16 protein-coding genes are annotated in these 16780 nt (G+C 41.2%); 10 read left to right on the top strand and 6 right to left on the bottom strand.

Annotated features, from left to right (window positions below):
* Nucleotides 1–45 precede the first annotated feature (45 nt).
* Nucleotides 46–1671 carry a mechanosensitive ion channel family protein gene (locus AN944_RS01005; RefSeq protein ID WP_055022708.1) on the bottom strand — a complete coding sequence of 542 codons (1626 nt, stop codon included), beginning with the start codon at nucleotides 1669–1671 and terminating at the stop codon, nucleotides 46–48.
* Nucleotides 1672–1778: 107 nt separating this feature from the next.
* Between AN944_RS01005 and AN944_RS01000 the strand changes: the two genes are divergently transcribed.
* The gene (locus AN944_RS01000) at nucleotides 1779–2102 is read left to right on the top strand and encodes a hypothetical protein (RefSeq protein WP_055022707.1); all 324 of its coding nucleotides are present in this window, start codon (nucleotides 1779–1781) and stop codon (nucleotides 2100–2102) included.
* Here AN944_RS01000 and AN944_RS21945 read toward each other — a convergent pair.
* Nucleotides 2099–2224: a hypothetical protein gene (locus AN944_RS21945; protein WP_259651232.1), complete on the bottom strand. Its 126-nt coding sequence runs from the start codon at nucleotides 2222–2224 to the stop codon at nucleotides 2099–2101. The genes AN944_RS01000 and AN944_RS21945 overlap by 4 nt on opposite strands.
* Nucleotides 2225–2455: 231 nt before the next feature.
* Between AN944_RS21945 and AN944_RS21340 the strand changes: the two genes are divergently transcribed.
* The 6 genes from AN944_RS21340 (at nucleotide 2456) to rraB (ending at nucleotide 7091) form a co-directional block, all read left to right on the top strand.
* Nucleotides 2456–2734 (top strand): hypothetical protein, encoded by a 279-nt coding sequence (locus AN944_RS21340; protein WP_082419829.1) that lies wholly within the window; start codon nucleotides 2456–2458, stop codon nucleotides 2732–2734.
* Between the two features lie 90 nt (nucleotides 2735–2824).
* The gene (locus tag AN944_RS00995) at nucleotides 2825–4039 is read left to right on the top strand and encodes a hypothetical protein (RefSeq protein WP_055022706.1); all 1215 of its coding nucleotides are present in this window, start codon (nucleotides 2825–2827) and stop codon (nucleotides 4037–4039) included.
* Entirely contained in the window at nucleotides 4023–4931 is a 909-nt protein-coding gene (locus AN944_RS00990; protein ID WP_055022705.1) for a metal ABC transporter solute-binding protein, Zn/Mn family, read from the top strand. Before AN944_RS00995 ends, AN944_RS00990 begins: the two co-directional genes overlap by 17 nt.
* Before the next feature lie 3 nt (nucleotides 4932–4934).
* Complete coding sequence (locus AN944_RS00985; RefSeq protein WP_055022704.1) at nucleotides 4935–5705, top strand: metal ABC transporter permease; 771 nt, start codon at nucleotides 4935–4937, stop codon at nucleotides 5703–5705.
* Between the two features lie 208 nt (nucleotides 5706–5913).
* On the top strand, nucleotides 5914–6645 hold the full coding sequence (locus AN944_RS00980) for a 1-acylglycerol-3-phosphate O-acyltransferase (protein WP_055022703.1): 732 nt from the start codon (nucleotides 5914–5916) through the stop codon (nucleotides 6643–6645).
* Between the two features lie 56 nt (nucleotides 6646–6701).
* A complete protein-coding gene (gene rraB / locus AN944_RS00975; RefSeq protein ID WP_055022702.1) occupies nucleotides 6702–7091 on the top strand; it encodes a ribonuclease E inhibitor RraB in 390 nt (129 codons plus the stop codon).
* A gap of 137 nt (nucleotides 7092–7228) precedes the next feature.
* On the opposite strand, the gene AN944_RS00970 is transcribed toward rraB, so the two are convergent.
* Both AN944_RS00970 and AN944_RS00965 read right to left on the bottom strand, forming a co-directional pair.
* On the bottom strand, nucleotides 7229–8194 hold the full coding sequence (locus AN944_RS00970) for a sensor domain-containing diguanylate cyclase (RefSeq protein WP_055022701.1): 966 nt from the start codon (nucleotides 8192–8194) through the stop codon (nucleotides 7229–7231).
* Nucleotides 8195–8256: 62 nt separating this feature from the next.
* Nucleotides 8257–9252, bottom strand: a complete 996-nt coding sequence (locus AN944_RS00965) for a response regulator (RefSeq protein ID WP_055022700.1) — start codon at nucleotides 9250–9252, stop codon at nucleotides 8257–8259.
* Between the two features lie 374 nt (nucleotides 9253–9626).
* On the opposite strand from AN944_RS00965, the gene AN944_RS00960 reads away from it, so the two are divergent.
* Together AN944_RS00960 and AN944_RS00955 are read left to right on the top strand one after the other, a co-directional pair.
* A complete protein-coding gene (locus AN944_RS00960) occupies nucleotides 9627–10433 on the top strand; it encodes a crotonase/enoyl-CoA hydratase family protein (RefSeq protein WP_055022699.1) in 807 nt (268 codons plus the stop codon).
* Between the two features lie 146 nt (nucleotides 10434–10579).
* Nucleotides 10580–11080: a YqhA family protein gene (locus tag AN944_RS00955; RefSeq protein WP_055022698.1), complete on the top strand. Its 501-nt coding sequence runs from the start codon at nucleotides 10580–10582 to the stop codon at nucleotides 11078–11080.
* A gap of 50 nt (nucleotides 11081–11130) precedes the next feature.
* Here the strand turns inward: AN944_RS00955 and AN944_RS00950 are convergent, their stop codons facing one another.
* A complete protein-coding gene (locus tag AN944_RS00950; protein ID WP_055022697.1) occupies nucleotides 11131–11997 on the bottom strand; it encodes a DUF3530 family protein in 867 nt (288 codons plus the stop codon).
* A gap of 82 nt (nucleotides 11998–12079) precedes the next feature.
* Nucleotides 12080–14986 (bottom strand): RNA polymerase-associated protein RapA, encoded by a 2907-nt coding sequence (gene rapA / locus AN944_RS00945; protein WP_055022696.1) that lies wholly within the window; start codon nucleotides 14984–14986, stop codon nucleotides 12080–12082.
* Between the two features lie 345 nt (nucleotides 14987–15331).
* Here rapA and AN944_RS00940 point away from each other — a divergent pair, with 345 nt between their 5' ends.
* Entirely contained in the window at nucleotides 15332–16726 is a 1395-nt protein-coding gene (locus AN944_RS00940; protein WP_055022695.1) for a PhoH family protein, read from the top strand.
* Nucleotides 16727–16780 lie beyond the last annotated feature (54 nt).

The raw sequence follows: 16780 nt of genomic DNA, 5'->3' as shown, positions 1-16780 counted from the left end.
AAGCCCGAGTTATTCACTCGGGCTTTTTGTATCAATTAAATAGGCTTAATCAGCCGCTTTTTCATGGTAAATATGTACATCCCGTTGTGGGAATGGAATGCTAACCCCTTGAGCGTCAAACTGCATTTTCACTTCACGGGTGATATCCCAGTATACATCCCAGTAGTCGATAGGATCTGCCCAAGGGCGCACCACAAAGTCGACTGATGATTCACCTAAGGTATGAAGCTTAATCGTAGGCTCAGGAAATTGCTTGACCTTTGGGTGAGCCATAACAATGTCGGTAAGGATTTTTTCAGCTTTAGGGATATCATCGCCATAGCCAATACCAAACGTCATATCGACACGGCGTTCTTGTTCAACAGTAATATTGTTAATGGTGTCACCCCAAATTTTATTATTTGGAATGATTAATCGTTGGTTATCTAGGGTTTTAACCGTTGTTGATACCAAGCTCATATGACTAACACGACCTGTTACTCCAGCTGCATTGATCAAGTCACCAACATCATACGGACGGTAGATTAAGATCATCATACCCGATGCAAAGTTAGATAATGTGTCTTGCAAAGCAAAACCAATAATCACACCCGCAATACCAAAACCTGCCAATAATGGTGCCAATTCAAAGCCAAGTTGTGACAGTGCAATTAATAAACCTAAGGCAAAAATCACATTACCTGAAATGGATGTGAAGAAGTCTTGCAATAGCATGCTGAAGTTAAGTTTTGATGAGTTAACGGCTTTGCGCACCACTTTTCGAACGAGCTTAGCGACTAAGCTTGTTAGGAATAAAATGATCAAGAAAATAATCACTTTAAACGTTACGCCTGCACCGTTTTCCAAAGCTTGGTTTTTCGCAATCGTCATCCATTCTTCAATGAGACTAGAAGCCACATCAAAATTCAGAACATCTTGAGTAATATCGCCAGAGACACTGAATAATGTTTGTTTAATCTGTGTGGTGTCTTGGCCGAGTGATTCAAGCATTTCGATGGCAATATTCAAGCTTGCGGTGTGCATTGCCAAACGATCTTTTAAAGATGACACTTTGCTCTTTTGCTCAGCAGTAATGTCAGCGCCAGCATCAGAAGCTTCGGCAACCGCTTCTTGAAGCTGTACTTGAGTATAGGTAACTAAGCTTTCGAAATAATCAGCTCTTAGTAAGACTTCTGCAGTTAACGCAGCTTCGGCATTATCAACGTTAATGTTAAGCGTCTTACCCCAATTAATCGTTTCTAATTCTGCTTGCAAGTAATGGTCACGATCTTCTTCACGTTTGATAATATCACGCATGATTTCTACATCATTATCACCACCTAAAGCGAGCTTTAACTCACCCGTTCTTGCATCTAGGTATTGACCGACTTTATCAAGAAACACCAGCTGCTTATTCACTTGTGGAACCAAGTAAGCTAAATCAGGGTCTGGTTGATTGATTAGCGTTGCTAACTCTTCTCTTAATAAGTTGGTTTTATTGCGGATGCGATATTCGCTGACATCTTTAAGTTCACCTTTAGCAGTTTTAAGCCAAATAATGTCGGTATCGATGGTTTTTTGTAGTTGTTGAATTTTTTTGTCAGTCTCAGGGCTAACTTGCGCCGCATAACTGGTACCAGAAAAGCAAATTACACTGAGTAAACAGCAAATAATAAACAGAATTCTTGGCATGGTAAAACTTCCTGTCAGTATAGTAGAAAGCTAATGATAAGTTATTGCGGGAAGTTTGACGATAATTTGATAGACTTACGCACTTTTTATTTTCAGGTAAATTTAATATGGCAAGAATAGCCTGCCCACATTGTCATCAACCTATTTCGTTGGCGAAAGTGACTGCTAGCCGTGGCAATGGGTTTTCAGCGCAAATACAATGCTACCATTGTCGAGCATGGTTAGGCCGTCATGTGATATTAACTGTACTGAAAGTATTGGGATTTTATGCAGCAGTAATAGCGGGTTTCGTTGGGTATTTTGTCGATGGTGTTGCTAATATCGTTACCCCTATCATCATGATTTCACTGATTCTTACAGGGGTAACGCATTTAATGGATCATCTCATTGTGATTGATGCGCCAGATGATGACGCAACAATAGAAGATTAATCGACAACTTGAACTTGATTTTCTAATGCTGCTTCAACGTAATAAATACCGCCAAGCACAACGACACCAATAATGACCATAGTTAATATAATACCGATGTTATCTTTGAGTAAATTCATCATAGTTAAATCCTCTGTCTTGGCTGACTTTGCAGCAATATATGACTAATATTTTAGCTTTGACAGCTTAAGCTAATCTTAAATAGCTTAACGAGGATTTGTATAAGTTGCTATGTTAAGTCACAAAAATTTAGAAAAAGTGATTTGTAACATTCTTCTGGTTGCTTTTTTTTCAAATTTTTTTAAGATAGTCGCGATTTTTGTTAAACAGAGAACACTTCTTTGCCTCATTCAATGCGAACAAGACAATTAATAGCGATCTGGCTGTCAGCCATGCTCGTGTTATTGTCGTTTGCGGCTTCTGCACATAATTCAGTGCATTTGCATGATGGAGCAAGTACACAATGTACGCTTTGTTTTCATCAACACCAATTGCAAAAAACGCTTCCAAGCACGGATGTCAATATTGCCGTAGTTCGTCAAACTTTCGAACCGACTATTGAATCCATTGTTGCTTCATATTTTGCCCATCAAACGGTTTACCATAGTCGAGCACCACCCGTTTTCTCCTAGTTCTATACATACCCAACAAATTTTTACGGATAAATTATTTTTCGACTATTCAAGATGATGGTCGACTACTTGTTGTATTTTGGAGAAAAAATGTCTTACTCAAACAAACACCTTTCATTGGTTGCAGCTGCTTGTGCCTTGGTTTCTACTCATGCTTTTGCTGAAGATTCTAGCCTAACAAATCCTAATATAAGTGCCGTTTTAGATGGTTTTTATCAAACAGGCGATCGTGGCTTAGGTGGCCGTAGTGAAGGGTTTGGTTTAGGCGAAACAGAGCTTGCTATCAGTGCCAACATCGATGACATGTTCTACGGTAAAGTGACTGCCATTTTAGAGTCTCATGACGGTGAAACTGAAATTGAACTAGAAGAAGCCTTCATTCAAACCATGGGATTACCGGGTGGTCTAGGGATTCGTGCTGGTCGCTTTTTATCTGATGTCGGTTACTTAAATAACCAACATTTACACACAGATGCATTCGTTGATCGTCCAGGTGCGTATCGTGCATTTATGGGCGGCCATTATTTTGATGATGGTGTTCGTTTAACGTATGTAGCACCAACTGATCTATATTGGACAATGGGTGTTGAAGCATTCAAAGGTGACAAAATGCGCGCCGAAGATGAGCATGGCGAGCGCGATTTCGATACGGTAGGGGTTTATTCAGCCTTCACTAAATTTGGTGGTGATATTGGCTTATCAAGTTCATGGCAGGTGGGCTTAAGCTATTTACGTAACTCAAATGGTCAAGGTGTTGTAGAAGGGGAAGATGAGCACGAACATGATGTGATTGCTGATGACGATCATGATCATGAAGGTCATACTCATAGTGCATCTTACACGGGCGAAAACACTTATATCGCCGACTTTGTCTACAAATGGGCTCCAAACGGCAACTATAAGTATCAACACTTAACAGTGAGCGGTGAGTACTTCCGTGTGAATGATATCTTCTCATTTGAAGAGGTACATGATCATGAAGAGCATGATGATCACGGTGAAGAAAGTCATAACGATTACCATGAAGGTTGGTACTTAAGCAGTGTTTACCAGTTCTCTCCTAACTGGTCAGCGGGTTTACGTTACGGTGAGGTTGATACATTCGAAGCTCATGGCGATCATTTAGATGCGCAAAAGCTAAAAGAAACCGAACTTAGTTTAGCGTGGCATCACAGTCACTTCTCGACAGTACGTCTACAATATACTAATCAGAAGGGTACCAACTTTGATGGTTTTGAAGACGATAATATCGTAACCCTACAGTATGTCATGACATTAGGAGCTCACGGTGCGCATCAATTCTAAAACGCTAATCGCCATAGGTGCTTTATTTAGTCCCTTTTTGGCGGGTTCAGCAAACGCACAATTGAATGTGTTTGCTTGTGAGCCTGAATATGCAGCCTTAAGCCAAGAGCTAGCACCTGATGCGAAAGTGTATTCGGCGACGAGTGCTTTACAAGACCCGCATCAAGTACAAGCTAGACCAAGCTTGATTGCCAAAATGCGTCAAGCAGACTTAGTGGTTTGTGCTGGTGCTGACCTTGAAATAGGTTGGCTGCCTATGCTGCAAATGAAAGCATCGAACAATAAAGTGCGTTCAACAGATAATGGTTTGTTTTATGCGGCTGAACATATTGAGACGCTAGATCAACTTGAGAATGTTGACCGCTCAATGGGAGATGTTCACGCCAAAGGTAACCCACATTTGCATTTTGACCCTAGCAGGTTGCTACAGGTAGCAGATGCCTTATCTGCCAAAATGACGCAGCTTGATCCTGACTCGGCGACGAGTTACCAAGCAAACCTTGCTGCATTTAGTGAAAAGTGGCAAAAAGCGATTCCTCAGTGGGAAGAAAAAGCAGCAGGGCTTAAAGGTAAGAAAGTGATTGCTTACCATTCAAGCTTTCGTTACTTGTTCAACTGGCTAGGAATGGAGCAAGTTGCTGATTTAGAGCCAAAGCCAGGGATCCCACCTAGCAGTAGTCATCTTGCTAAGCTGGTTAGTCGCAGCCAAGAAGGCGATGTCATGGCTATATTGTTCACTTCGTATCAGGATGATCGTGGTGCCAATTGGCTAGGAGAAAGAACGGATTTACCAGTGATAATGTTGCCTATGTCTGTTGGTGGTAATGATGATAGCAAGGATTTATTTAGCCTATATGATAGCGTGATTTCGTTACTCACAGAGGTGCAATAGCCTATGCTTGATCTCGAGCTGCTACCAATACTGCTCCCCGCATTTGTTGCGGGGATATTGGTGCTGTCTACGCATGTGGTCTTAGGTCGTCAGGTACTAAAACGTGGCATCATCTTTATTGATTTAGCCATTGCACAAGTGGCGGCTTTAGGTGCCATTGTGTCGCATATGGATCATAGATTAGAAGAGCTGCCTTTTTCTCATGTATGGATGCCTGCTTTATTTGCGTTAGCGGGAGCGGGCTTTATTGCCTGGCTTTCAAAACGTTTTGCTGATGAACTTGAAGCTATTATCGGTTGTTTTTATGTGTTGAGTGCTGTGGCCGCGATGTTGTTATTGTCTAACGATCCTCATGGCGCAGAGCTCTTAAAACAATTAATGTCAGGGCAAATATTATGGGTTAACTGGTCGCAACTCGTATTACCAGGTGTGGTGTCTGCTGCGATATTGTTACTGGTGGTCATTAGGCCACAAGTACTTGATGGTGCAGGGTTCTACTTCTTATTTGCGATAGTGATTACCTTGTCGGTTGAATTAGTTGGCGTTTACTTAGTCTTTAGTACGCTAATTTTGCCCGCCTTAGCACTGAATAAATACCATGGTAAAGGGCAACTTGTGCTGACGTATGTGGTTGGATTTGTTGGCTACTTAGCAGGGCTTATACTCTCTGCCAGTTATGATTTGCCTAGTGGTGCCGCAATAGTGGCAGCCTTAGCGTTCAGTGCTATTACTATGCGTGTTTTATTGTCTTTTAATCAAACTAGCAATGTCTGATTAAAAGCGGTTTGTGAAGCGTATAAGACTAGCGATTGAAGTCACTAAGTACAGAATTAATGGTGCGTTAATGTTAACGCACCATTCTTTTATCTGGGCTAGTGTATAATTATTTTAGCTTACAAATGTAAACTGAAATTAAACAAACCATTGAGTCCAGCTACTGTGCTGGCTATACTGTCGCCACTTTCTTCGCAGGAGTCTGCTTGTGCTGTTAATTGCTCGTTCAATTATTCTTGCAGTGTTATTAACACTGGCGTTTTTTTTCGCAATAATCCTTTGTCTTGTTAGACCTATGCATCGTGACAATGTACATGTTATTGCACGTATTTTTGCTTCAGTTGCTCCTATTTTAGGTATCAAGGTGATCACGCGTCACGCAGCAGAAGAAAACCCTAAAGAGCCTAAAATCTATTTAGCTAATCATCAAAATAACTTTGATTTATTTACCCACACTTCTGCTGTGCCTAAAGCAACGGTGAGTTTAGGTAAGAAAAGTTTGGCTTGGATGCCGCTATTTGGACAAATTTACTGGTTATCAGGCAATATTCTTATTGACCGTAAGAACCGTCATAGTGCATTTGATACTATGGCTAAAACGGTCGAGAAAATGAAAAACAAATTATTATCTGTATGGATTTTCCCTGAGGGAACACGTTCTCGTGGACGTGGCTTGTTACCTTTTAAGGTTGGGGCTTTTCATACTGCTATCGCAGCGAAAGCTTCAATCGTACCGGTCCTTGCCTCTTGTCAAAATCACATTAAATTAAATCGTTGGAACAATGGTGTGGTGATTGTTGAGATGATGGCTCCTATGTCGACTGCAGGTGTTGATAAAGCGGATGTGAAAAAGCTATGTGCTAAGGTACATGAAGCAATGTCGGCTCGATTGGCTGAATTAAATCAAGAAGCATCTGCATTAATGGCTAAACCTCAATAGGTTTATCAAGTATAATTGACCATTAGCCGCATAATTTTTGTTAACGGAGTCACTCCATGTCTATTGAAGGTCTACTAAAAGAGCAGTTTGCTGAGAACCGTGAAATCATTCAAGCATTACTTGATGATGGCTCGCAGGCTGATGCTGAATACACGATTGAGCATCACTTTTCTTCGACTAATTTTGATCGTTTAGAAAAAGCGGCTGTTGATGCATTTAAGCTTGGCTTTGAAGTTAATGATGCTGAAGAAATGCAACTTGAAGATGGTTCGTTAATTTTCTGCTTTGACGCGATTGCAAATCATGCTTTAGAGGCTGACTTACTGGATAAAGCATGTGAGCAGCTTATGATTTTAGCTCAAAAGCAAAAAGTAGATTATGACGGTTGGGGCACATTCTTTATTGGTGATGAAGACGAACTTGATGAAGAGTACGACGAAGAATAACGACGACTATCTTCATCGCTGATTAAATATAAAAAACCACTCATTTGAGTGGTTTTTTATTGTCGGCTAGTTACCTAAAGAATGGTTTCATCATTGCTGGTCAATCATTAGCGATTCAATTAATTACTAGCGAGGTGCTAAGACTCTTCTTTAAACACTGATGTTTGGTTACGGCCATTCTCTTTAGATTGGTACAAAGCTTTATCCGCACCCGCAAGCCAACTAGCACTGTTTTTTGTTTGTTCTGATAACGCGTTTACCCCAATACTAATGGTGACTTTAATAATTTGGTTTTTATACACCACTTGTGATGCTTCAACTTTTTTACGTAATCGCTCCGTAAAGTACTTAGACTCATCAGCATTAGTATTAGTGAGGACAACGGCAAACTCTTCTCCGCCATAGCGGCCTGCAAAGTCTGTTTCACGCAAAGACTGTTTAAGTATATGGGCAATACTCTGAATCACTTTATCGCCCGCAGGGTGGCCGTATTTATCATTGATTTGTTTAAAGTTATCAATGTCTATCATGATCATGCTGCCACTTTCACCGTAGCGCGCATAGCGTTCATACTCTTTTTCAAAACAAGCTTGCCAATGACGACGATTAAATAACTGGGTTAAACTGTCAGTTTGACTCAGTTTCTCCAATTGTTCGTTAGCAGATTTAAGCTGTAATTTGTTTATAGCGACATCGGTAACATCATAAATAATAATACTGATGTGAGTAATATTCCCTGTGAGTGATGCCAGAGGCAGCAAGGTGATATTTTGGTACATATGATCTGCCCGGCCTGTAATTGGACGGTAGTTTTTAAACTCGAACACATATGGACGCTGTTCCCAGCTGATAAACGAACGATTCTTTAGTAGGAAAACCGATTCCATTTTTTGGGTTAACCACTCTTTTGGCAGGTCGCTAAATGTATCAAAAAGGTTTTTACCTTTGATGCCATTTGGCGAAACTCCACTGTGGTTTTCCATGAAACCATTCCAAAGTTGGATATTGTAATTACGATCTAATACGACTAGCCCAACTTCTATGGTTTGCACCATATCAATGAGCCAGTGAAGTTCGTTCATTGCATTTTGATCAGTAGACATGAGTAACATCCAACATTGTTATTATTTTAATGACTAGCGAATATGAATCGCTAAAATCATGATTAATCAAGTAAATAGCCCAACTTAAAATTAAGTGTTGGGATGGAATCTTCGGTGAAAAGCAACAGCAAATCGCATTGAACATTATGATCTTCAATTTGATAGTTGATTTCCATTGCTAGGGTGCGTTGCCATTTTTCCGAATTATCATGAATCAATTCATTGACAGTGCAATGTCTGCCCAATACCACTGGATGTCCTTGGCTAAATTTCATATCCAGTTGTTCTGAGATGCCATTGAGAAATGCGCCGATCAGAACATTGCCAGTATCGATTAATACTTCGACTTCATTGGCTGCATCTTGAGGATCTTTATGGCCCATGAGTTTGGCCATATCGGTAAAACTAGAATCATGGAATAACAATAACGCTTCACCAGCCACACCTGCGCCAATAAATCCTTGGCAGAGAGCTGAAATTTTTGAGCTTTCTTCTGTAGCTTTAAGCGCCATAGTGAGCTCACTGACTTCGAGAACATTCACATTTGGAATTGGCAGCATCACGAACACATCCAATAACGTGGCCAGTAGATCCGCAGCTCGGCCCATTGCGACGTTAGCAATCTCTTGGCAGGCATCACGTAAATCAACCTCAAACATCGGCGTGTCATCAGCAGCATCTTTAAGTGCTAAGGTCAAAATGCCGTACTCTTCAAGGATATTACTGATGGCATCAGCACTGACCGGTTTTTGGATGAAATCCAAAGCACCCAATGCTTTGACTCGCTCATGAGCTTTGATTTGGATATCGCCAGATACCACGATGACGAGGGCGGGTAAGTCCTCTCGCTGAATCGCTTCTAATACCTCGTAACCATCCATGACTGGCATATTGAGATCGAGAAAGACAATTTCCCCTTTCCCAGCACGGATAACCTCAAGACCTTCCGCTCCATTAGTGGCATAGCTGATTTCAACATCCCATTCTTTTGGGAGTGTGCGCGCCATTTGCTTTCTAGCTAATCCTGAATCATCGCATATCAAAATAGGAATAGTCATAGAGACAGAGGATCCTTTTACAGGGTTATTATTATTTAAGTGTAGTCGTTGCAAAAAAAGACAGTTTTCATCTCTTTAATTCCTGCAGTTCAACATGGTGATATTGCGTTGCAGTGTCTTTCTACAATGTATTAAACAATATTTTACAACTTATTGTTGAGTATTAGCATTAAAAATCGACAGAATTTTGGCGTTTATCATAAAAATGTATCATTTATGGCATTCTAAAGGCTCTATGGCGTAACGTTTGTGTACTAACGGGTGTATTTGGAGGTGGATGTAAAAATTGTTGCTTTGCTCACCTTGGTTAACTATTCGCCAAATTGCTGGTTTATGATAACTTAAGATCTGGACTGACCAGTAAAGGATGAATCATGGAGAGTAAACTCGTTACGCTAAAGATAGACAATGGCATTGCCTATGTAACGTTAAATCGGCCTGAAAAATACAATGCATTGAATATTGAGTTGTTTCAAGCAATCGATAAAACCATCAAAAAACTACATAAAAACACTGCTGTTAGGGCGGTTATTCTGTCCGGAGCTGGCGGGAATTTCAGTTCTGGTTTGGACGTTAAAAGTGTTTCAAAATCAATGATGCCCGCATTAAAACTTCTTTTTAAGTGGTTGCCAGGTAATGCAAATTTAGCTCAGCGAGTTTCTTTAGGTTGGCAGCAGCTTCCTATTCCTGTGATATGTGTCATTGAAGGGTTTTGCTATGGCGGTGGCGTGCAAATCGCATTAGGTGCAGATTTTCGATTTGCCAGTAAAAACGCTCAGCTTTCAATCATGGAATCTAAGTGGGGCTTATTACCTGATATGGCTGGACTTGCTGGGTTAAGGCAAATCATGACTAAAGACAAGGCCATGCAATTGACCTATACCGCAGATATTATCACTGCTGACAAAGCGCTTGAATTTGGTTTAGTCACAGAGGTGCATGATAACCCGCTAGAGATGGCGACACGTTATGCAGAAAAGCTAATGCAGCGTTCGCCAGATACTAATGCGGCTATTAAGCTGAGTATCAATAAGAACTGGTCGGGGACGTTACGCAGTTTATTGAGCCGAGAGTCTTTGAGTCAGATTCGATTACTTTTAGGTAAGAATCGTTTGATTGCCAGTCATCGTGAAATTAAGCAGTCAGGTAAACCCTATCAAGATAGGCAGTCGGGTTGGTAAATCCCAAGTTTCATACTGTGTACGAGATTAAGTCGATTATTTACTTCACTATCATAGAGTAACAATTCTCAAATGATGAGTGCCGACGGAGCTAAAAGCTTGCTATTATCAGCGCCAAAATTGATTGTGCAACTTGAGATTGTCTTATGCGTGAAACGTTTGAAAAATTGTTATGGAGCAGCCGATTATCAGTGATGGTTGGCGTGCTTGCTTGTGTTGTCGGGGCGCTGGTTATCTTTACTGTAGGGATCAAAGATGTGGTGCATTTATTGGCACTACTTTGGAGTTACATCGTTTCTGGTAGCCACGAAATAAGAAACGACATTATTATGGTCGTGGTTGAGATTTTAGATACTTTCTTACTCGGCGCTGTCATGCTTATTTTTGCTTTTGGTCTGTATGAGTTGTTTATCAGTGATTTAAAAAATGCCGATGACACCAAAAGCGGTGGCCGCATTTTAGTGATTAGCAGCATTGATTCGCTCAAAAGTAAGCTAGGTAAAGTGATTTTGATGATGCTTATCATCAAGGTATTTTCTTATTTTACTGAAATGAAGCCTCAGTCGATGCTCGACTTGCTCTACATGGGAATTATTGTGGTGTTAGTCGCACTGTCTTTGATGTTGAGTAAAGATAAAAAAGACTAACCTCGCCAAGTGTTAGATTGCTGGTTATTGGCCAATAGTTATTGAAACTGTCAGTAACCAGCAATTTTTCTCGCAAAGCCTTCAATATGATCTAACGCTTCATCCCAGCCACCTTGATGGCTCAAATCTAATTGTAATAAATACTGTCGATATAAATTTGCTGATTTAACTAAATTACTATTTTTACGCTCTATGCTTTGCGCTAATGCGGCCTTATGTCCGTTAGCCGATTGCAAGTCCAATACGGGAATGTCTAACCCTGCTAGTTGCTTGGCAATACTCAAGCCTCGGTTTTGTTCATCAATCAATTGTTCAAATTCGCGATAAGGATTAATGATAACGAGCAAGTCAGGTTTAGTTAATTTATCTTGATGAAGTAGATTAACGACCATACCCGCACTATCATCTGCTGCGATAATAATCCGTTTCCCAGGGTATTGCGCAGCCACTCCTTCTATCTGAGCAATAGATTCTTCAATCACTTTTTGTTGGAAATTATTGAGCTCTAATAACTGACTGGAGGTGTACTTAGGCGTCATTTGATGCGCATCAAGCGTTAGCTGCTTTTCACCTGCCTTGTTAATTTGATCTGCATCAGTTGCAAAATTAGGACGATATAAGCCTTCGGTTGGCTTGATGCTAATCGTTGCCCAGCCTGAGAGTGGTAATTGCAAGCGCATATAACGGCTGCTTTCCAGTCCTGTAGCGTCTGATTCAGTTGGCCCAAGAATGATAGCGCTGCCACGCTGTTTTCTGCCTTGCCAAGGCTTAACTATGACATCAATGGGTTTATCTTGAACAATGATTTGCTGCTTTTGCTCGTCACTGACGGGGGCGAATAATGACTCGGCAAAGGTATTCGTGCCAATGCTTAAGGTGAGGATGAAGGTAAATAAGATCTGCTTGATGAGTGTCATTGCCGCTTTCTTACCGGTTGGATGAAAATCGCCTACAAAAAAGCCCTGAAGTTCAGGGCTTTTGCTTCATCTATGCAGTGTATTATACGTGACTGACTAATACCATTCTAATTGCGTCTAGCTGGAATTGGCTGTCGTCAATATAGCTGTTTAACTCAGCCATTTGATTACGGATATAATCGAGTTCAGAATCGCGAATATTTGGATTCACCGCTTTTAAAGACTCTAAACGGGTGAGCTCGCCATTTAATTGTGTGGTCATTTTTTCACGAGCTTGCTCAACCAAGTTGGCTAATGCTGCCTGTGCTTGCTCTTCCCCTTTTGCTAATAGCGGATGAAGAATAGGCTGAGATGCATTAACGAGCTTGCTGGCAATATGGCGATTAACTGCACTGAGTTGTTTATCAAAGCTGCTGTAGTCGACTTTTTCTGCCAAGTTTTGACCATTTTTGTCCAGTAACACACGTATAGGTGTTGGTGGCATATAGCGGTATAGCTGCGATGATTTAGGGGCTGAAACATCTGCCATATAAATCAATTCTAAGAACAGGGTTCCCGCTGGTAGCGCTTTATTCTTTAACACCGCAACACTGGTAGTGCCGGTTTCTGAATCGGTGATCATATCAAGAGCCGTTTGCACTAATGGATGCTCTTGAGAAATAAACGCAATATCGTCACGAGAAAGTGCGGTTTCACGGTCAAATGTCACTGAAATACCATCTTCAGGTAACCCAGGATATGACGGGAATAACATGTGCTCACTCGGGCGCAATATAATCGAGTTTTCGCCACGATCTTCTTGATCGACACCAATAATGTCCCATAAACGAATTACAGAACCAATTAAGTGAGTATCAGCATCTCGCTCGGCTAAACGCTCCACTAACTGTTTTGATTGTTCGCCGCCATGAGAGTTAATTTCTAATAACTTATCACGTCCTTTTTCCATGGCTTGTTTAAGCTCTTGGTATCTAGCTTGGGTGTGATTAAGCAGTTGCGTCATTAATTCAGGGTCATCATCATTGAGCACTGCTGTTAATTCATCGGCAAACTCTGAATAAAGAATATGACCACTTGGGCAAGTCAGCTCAAAAGAATTAAGCCCTTGGTGGTACCAATTCATTAAGCGCTCTTGCGCAGTATCTTGCAAATACGGTAAATGAATTTGGATATCATTTTGCTGGCCGATACGGTCTAAACGACCGATACGCTGCTCCAATAAATCTGGGTTTAGTGGCAAATCAAATAACACTAAGTGGCTAGCAAATTGGAAGTTACGTCCTTCTGAGCCAATTTCTGAACAAATAAGCGCTTGGGCGCCGCCTTCTTCTTGGGCAAAATACGCACCCGCTTTATCACGTTCAATAATCGACATGCCTTCATGGAAAACAGTGGCCTGAATACCTTCACGAGTACGTAATGCTTCCTCAAGGCTCAGCGCCGTTTCTGCTTGGCTGGCAATGATGAGTACTTTTTTGCTGCGGTGTTCTTTAAGGAAATCAATTAACCAGTCAACACGAGGATCGAACTTCCACCAACTTGCACTATCAGTTTCAAATGCTTGATAAAGTTTCTCAGGGCTTAATGATTGCTTAGCTTGATCTTGTAGTGATTTTTTCGATCCCATCATTGCATTAACACGTTCAGCAGTAATATATTCCTGCGGCATGGCTAATGGTTGCGGATTGAAAAAGCGTTTCGGAAATCCGCTGACTGAAGCACGGCTATTGCGGTATAAAATACGGCCAGTACCATGTCGGTCGAGTAATTCTTGTAATAACTCTTTTCGAGCAGATTGTTTAGTATCATCTTCAATATCATCTGCTTGGATAATATTGATGCTTGGCATGATATCTTTTTCACTCAAAAGCTCAGTTAAGCTATTAATGGCGCTATCGGCCAGTTTAGTGTTGGCGGTCAGTGCTTCAGCAGCTTTAGCAACACTTTGATAGCTTTTCTCTTCTTCTAGAAATGCGTTGTAGTCGTAGAAACGATCAGGATCGAGTAAACGTAAACGTGCAAAGTGACTTTGGTGGCCAAGTTGATCTGGGGTTGCAGTAAGTAGCAGTACGCCAGGCACTTCTTCACTCAAGGCTTCAACGATTTGATAAGCACGGCTTGGGGCTGTTTCGCTCCACTCCAGATGATGTGCCTCATCAACCACCATTAAATCCCAATCGGCGTCGATAGCTTGTTCTAAACGACGTTTTTTACGAAGTAATTCAAGTGAGCATATGACTAACTGCTCTGTATAAAACGGGTTGTCATTATCCGCATAAGCTTCAACACAGCGGTCTTCATCAAAGATTGAAAACTTTAAGTTAAAGCGGCGTAGCATTTCGACCAACCATTGATGGCGTAATGTGTCAGGCACAATTACTAATATACGCTCAGCACGGCCAGTAAGTAGCTGCTGGTGAATAATCAAACCTGCTTCAATGGTTTTACCTAAACCCACTTCATCAGCCAGTAAAACACGTGGAGCATAGCGGCGGCCAACTTCATGAGCAATCCATTGTTGGTGTGGAATTAAGCCTACCCGTGGTCCTTGTTGGCCCAATAAATCAGATGTTGCTAACTTATGGCGCAGTAACTGACTTTGGTAACGCATACCAAAGCGGTCTAAGCGATCAATTTGCCCTGCAAATAAACGGTCTTGAGGTTTATTAAAACGGATATTGTGATTGAGTAAAGTCTCACGTAAACGTACCGTTTCTTCAGATTCACTGTGGGTACCGATATAGGTAACTAGCCCATCTTTTTCTTCGACTTCGCTGACAGTGAGTTTCCAGCCTTCGTGGCTTTCAATTGAGTCACCTGGATTAAAGATTACACGTGTTAATGGTGCTTCATCGCGTGAAAAAAGACGGTTCTCATCGGCGGCAGGAAATAACACTGTTACCATGCGACCTTCAACGGCGACGACAGTACCTAAACCAAGCTCTGACTCGGTATCACTAATCCAACGTTGACCTAAAGCAAACGGCATTTTTGACTCTCATTTGGGGCTGATTAAAACAAAGGGCGCGTATGTTATAACAAACGCTAGTAGATTTAAATTCTAGCAGCGATTTAAATATTCATGATCGGCAATTTTATGTAATCAAGGCTAACTTTGACACAGTTCTGTCATCTCAATGTCATCTTCTTTCTCGTAAACTGACACAGTGAACATCTGATTAACTATTGAGCGTCGATAAATTTACTGGCATAGTTTAATTGTGCAATTTACGAAATTGTTCACCTATAATTATATGTAAGTTTATTTATTTCAGGAGTTTATATTGGATTAATTCCTTAGTTTACCCTTTGCATTGAGCACTCTGGAGGCGCCATGGAACATGACAACAGAAAGTTGTTTGTACTGGATACCAATGTGTTACTGCATGAACCTTTAGCGATATATTCGTTTAAGGAACATGACGTAACAATCCCAATGACAGTGTTAGAAGAGTTAGATAATATTAAGGACAGAAAGCACGATATCAGCCGCGATGCCCGGGTTGCTATTAGAGCGTTAGAAGATATCCTCGGAGGGAAAACCTCTCCAGAACAAATACTCAATGGTGTCGCTCTACCCAGTAGGGAAGGACACTCTGATGTATCCGGCAGTTTATCCATTTTCCCCGACCATCAAATCGATTTCACCACAGGGGCGTTACCTGGCGACAATAACGATAACCGCATCATTAATACCGCACTACATTTACAAAACCTCAATCAAGCTCGCCAAGTTGTGTTGGTTACAAAAGATATCAATATGCGCCTTAAAGCCAAAGGGGCGGGGATTGAACGGGTTGAAGATTATCGAACTGACCAGCTGATTGACGATATTCGCTTTTTGGCAAAAGGTTTTTATCAGTTTGACGGTGACTTTTGGGCGAACGTGGAAAAAGTATCAACTGACCGAGTGGGTGGGAAAACCTTGCATCAAGTCAGCCTTGATGAGGTGGGTAATGAACCTTTTTACAAAAATCAGTACTTAATTGATCAAGAAACTGAGTTTTGTGGCAAGGTCGAAAGCCGAACTGATACTCATTTATCGATAATCGATTACGGCCGAGATCGACTTGAACATCTGCAAGCATGGGGCATTAAGCCAAAGAACATTTATCAAGGCATGGCGCTTAATGCTTTATTAGATCCTGAGATTGATTTAGTGATTCTCACCGGTCCAGCTGGTTGCGGTAAAACCCTAATTGCTATGGCAGCAGCGCTTGAGCTTGTGGTAGAGAAAAAGCAATATGAAAAAGTCATTGTCACTCGAAACACGCCTGAGATAGCTGAATCTATTGGTTTTTTACCTGGCACCGAAGAAGAGAAAATGGCGCCATGGTTAGCGGCAATTACAGATACTTTGGAAGTGCTGCATAAAAATGATGTTAACCCGACAGGGAGCATGAATTACATCATGGAAAAAGCGAATGTGCAGTTTAAGTCAGTCAATTTTATGCGTGGGCGCTCAATTCAAAACTCAGTAGTCTTATTGGATGAATGTCAAAATCTAACGGCATCACAAATTAAAACCATGATCACCCGTATGGGAGAAGGCACTAAGTTGATTTGCTGCGGTAACTTAGCGCAGATTGACTCAACTTATCTGACAGCAGTCACGTCAGGGCTAACCTATATTGTGGAACGCTTTAAGGATTTTGATGGCAGTGCCAACATTTATTTAAATGGTGTCGTGCGCTCAAGGTTAGCTGAATTTGCCGAGGAGCATTTATAGCTTATTGGCTTGATGAAGCATCATTAGGTCTGTTGTAAAAGCTACTGCAAAGTG

The sequence above is a fragment of the Shewanella sp. P1-14-1 genome (assembly GCF_001401775.1).
GTDB classification, from domain to species: domain Bacteria; phylum Pseudomonadota; class Gammaproteobacteria; order Enterobacterales; family Shewanellaceae; genus Shewanella; species Shewanella japonica.
The sequence above is the reverse complement of the archived record's forward strand: the minus strand, read 5'-3'. Positions and strand labels throughout refer to the sequence as shown.

Bases quoted from the DNA above. Each gene is read 5' to 3' on its own strand.
- AN944_RS01005 (WP_055022708.1), bottom strand. From the start codon at position 1,671: ATGCCAAGAATTCTGTTTATTATTTGCTGTTTACTCAGTGTAATTTGC.
- AN944_RS01000 (WP_055022707.1), top strand. From the start codon at position 1,779: ATGGCAAGAATAGCCTGCCCACATTGTCATCAACCTATTTCGTTGGCG.
- AN944_RS21945 (WP_259651232.1), bottom strand. From the start codon at position 2,224: ATGATGAATTTACTCAAAGATAACATCGGTATTATATTAACTATGGTC.
- AN944_RS21340 (WP_082419829.1), top strand. From the start codon at position 2,456: ATGCGAACAAGACAATTAATAGCGATCTGGCTGTCAGCCATGCTCGTG.
- AN944_RS00995 (WP_055022706.1), top strand. From the start codon at position 2,825: ATGTCTTACTCAAACAAACACCTTTCATTGGTTGCAGCTGCTTGTGCC.
- AN944_RS00985 (WP_055022704.1), top strand. From the start codon at position 4,935: ATGCTTGATCTCGAGCTGCTACCAATACTGCTCCCCGCATTTGTTGCG.
- rraB (WP_055022702.1), top strand. From the start codon at position 6,702: ATGTCTATTGAAGGTCTACTAAAAGAGCAGTTTGCTGAGAACCGTGAA.
- AN944_RS00970 (WP_055022701.1), bottom strand. From the start codon at position 8,194: ATGTCTACTGATCAAAATGCAATGAACGAACTTCACTGGCTCATTGAT.
- AN944_RS00965 (WP_055022700.1), bottom strand. From the start codon at position 9,252: ATGACTATTCCTATTTTGATATGCGATGATTCAGGATTAGCTAGAAAG.
- AN944_RS00960 (WP_055022699.1), top strand. From the start codon at position 9,627: ATGGAGAGTAAACTCGTTACGCTAAAGATAGACAATGGCATTGCCTAT.
- AN944_RS00955 (WP_055022698.1), top strand. From the start codon at position 10,580: ATGCGTGAAACGTTTGAAAAATTGTTATGGAGCAGCCGATTATCAGTG.
- AN944_RS00950 (WP_055022697.1), bottom strand. From the start codon at position 11,997: ATGACACTCATCAAGCAGATCTTATTTACCTTCATCCTCACCTTAAGC.
- rapA (WP_055022696.1), bottom strand. From the start codon at position 14,986: ATGCCGTTTGCTTTAGGTCAACGTTGGATTAGTGATACCGAGTCAGAG.
- AN944_RS00940 (WP_055022695.1), top strand. From the start codon at position 15,332: ATGGAACATGACAACAGAAAGTTGTTTGTACTGGATACCAATGTGTTA.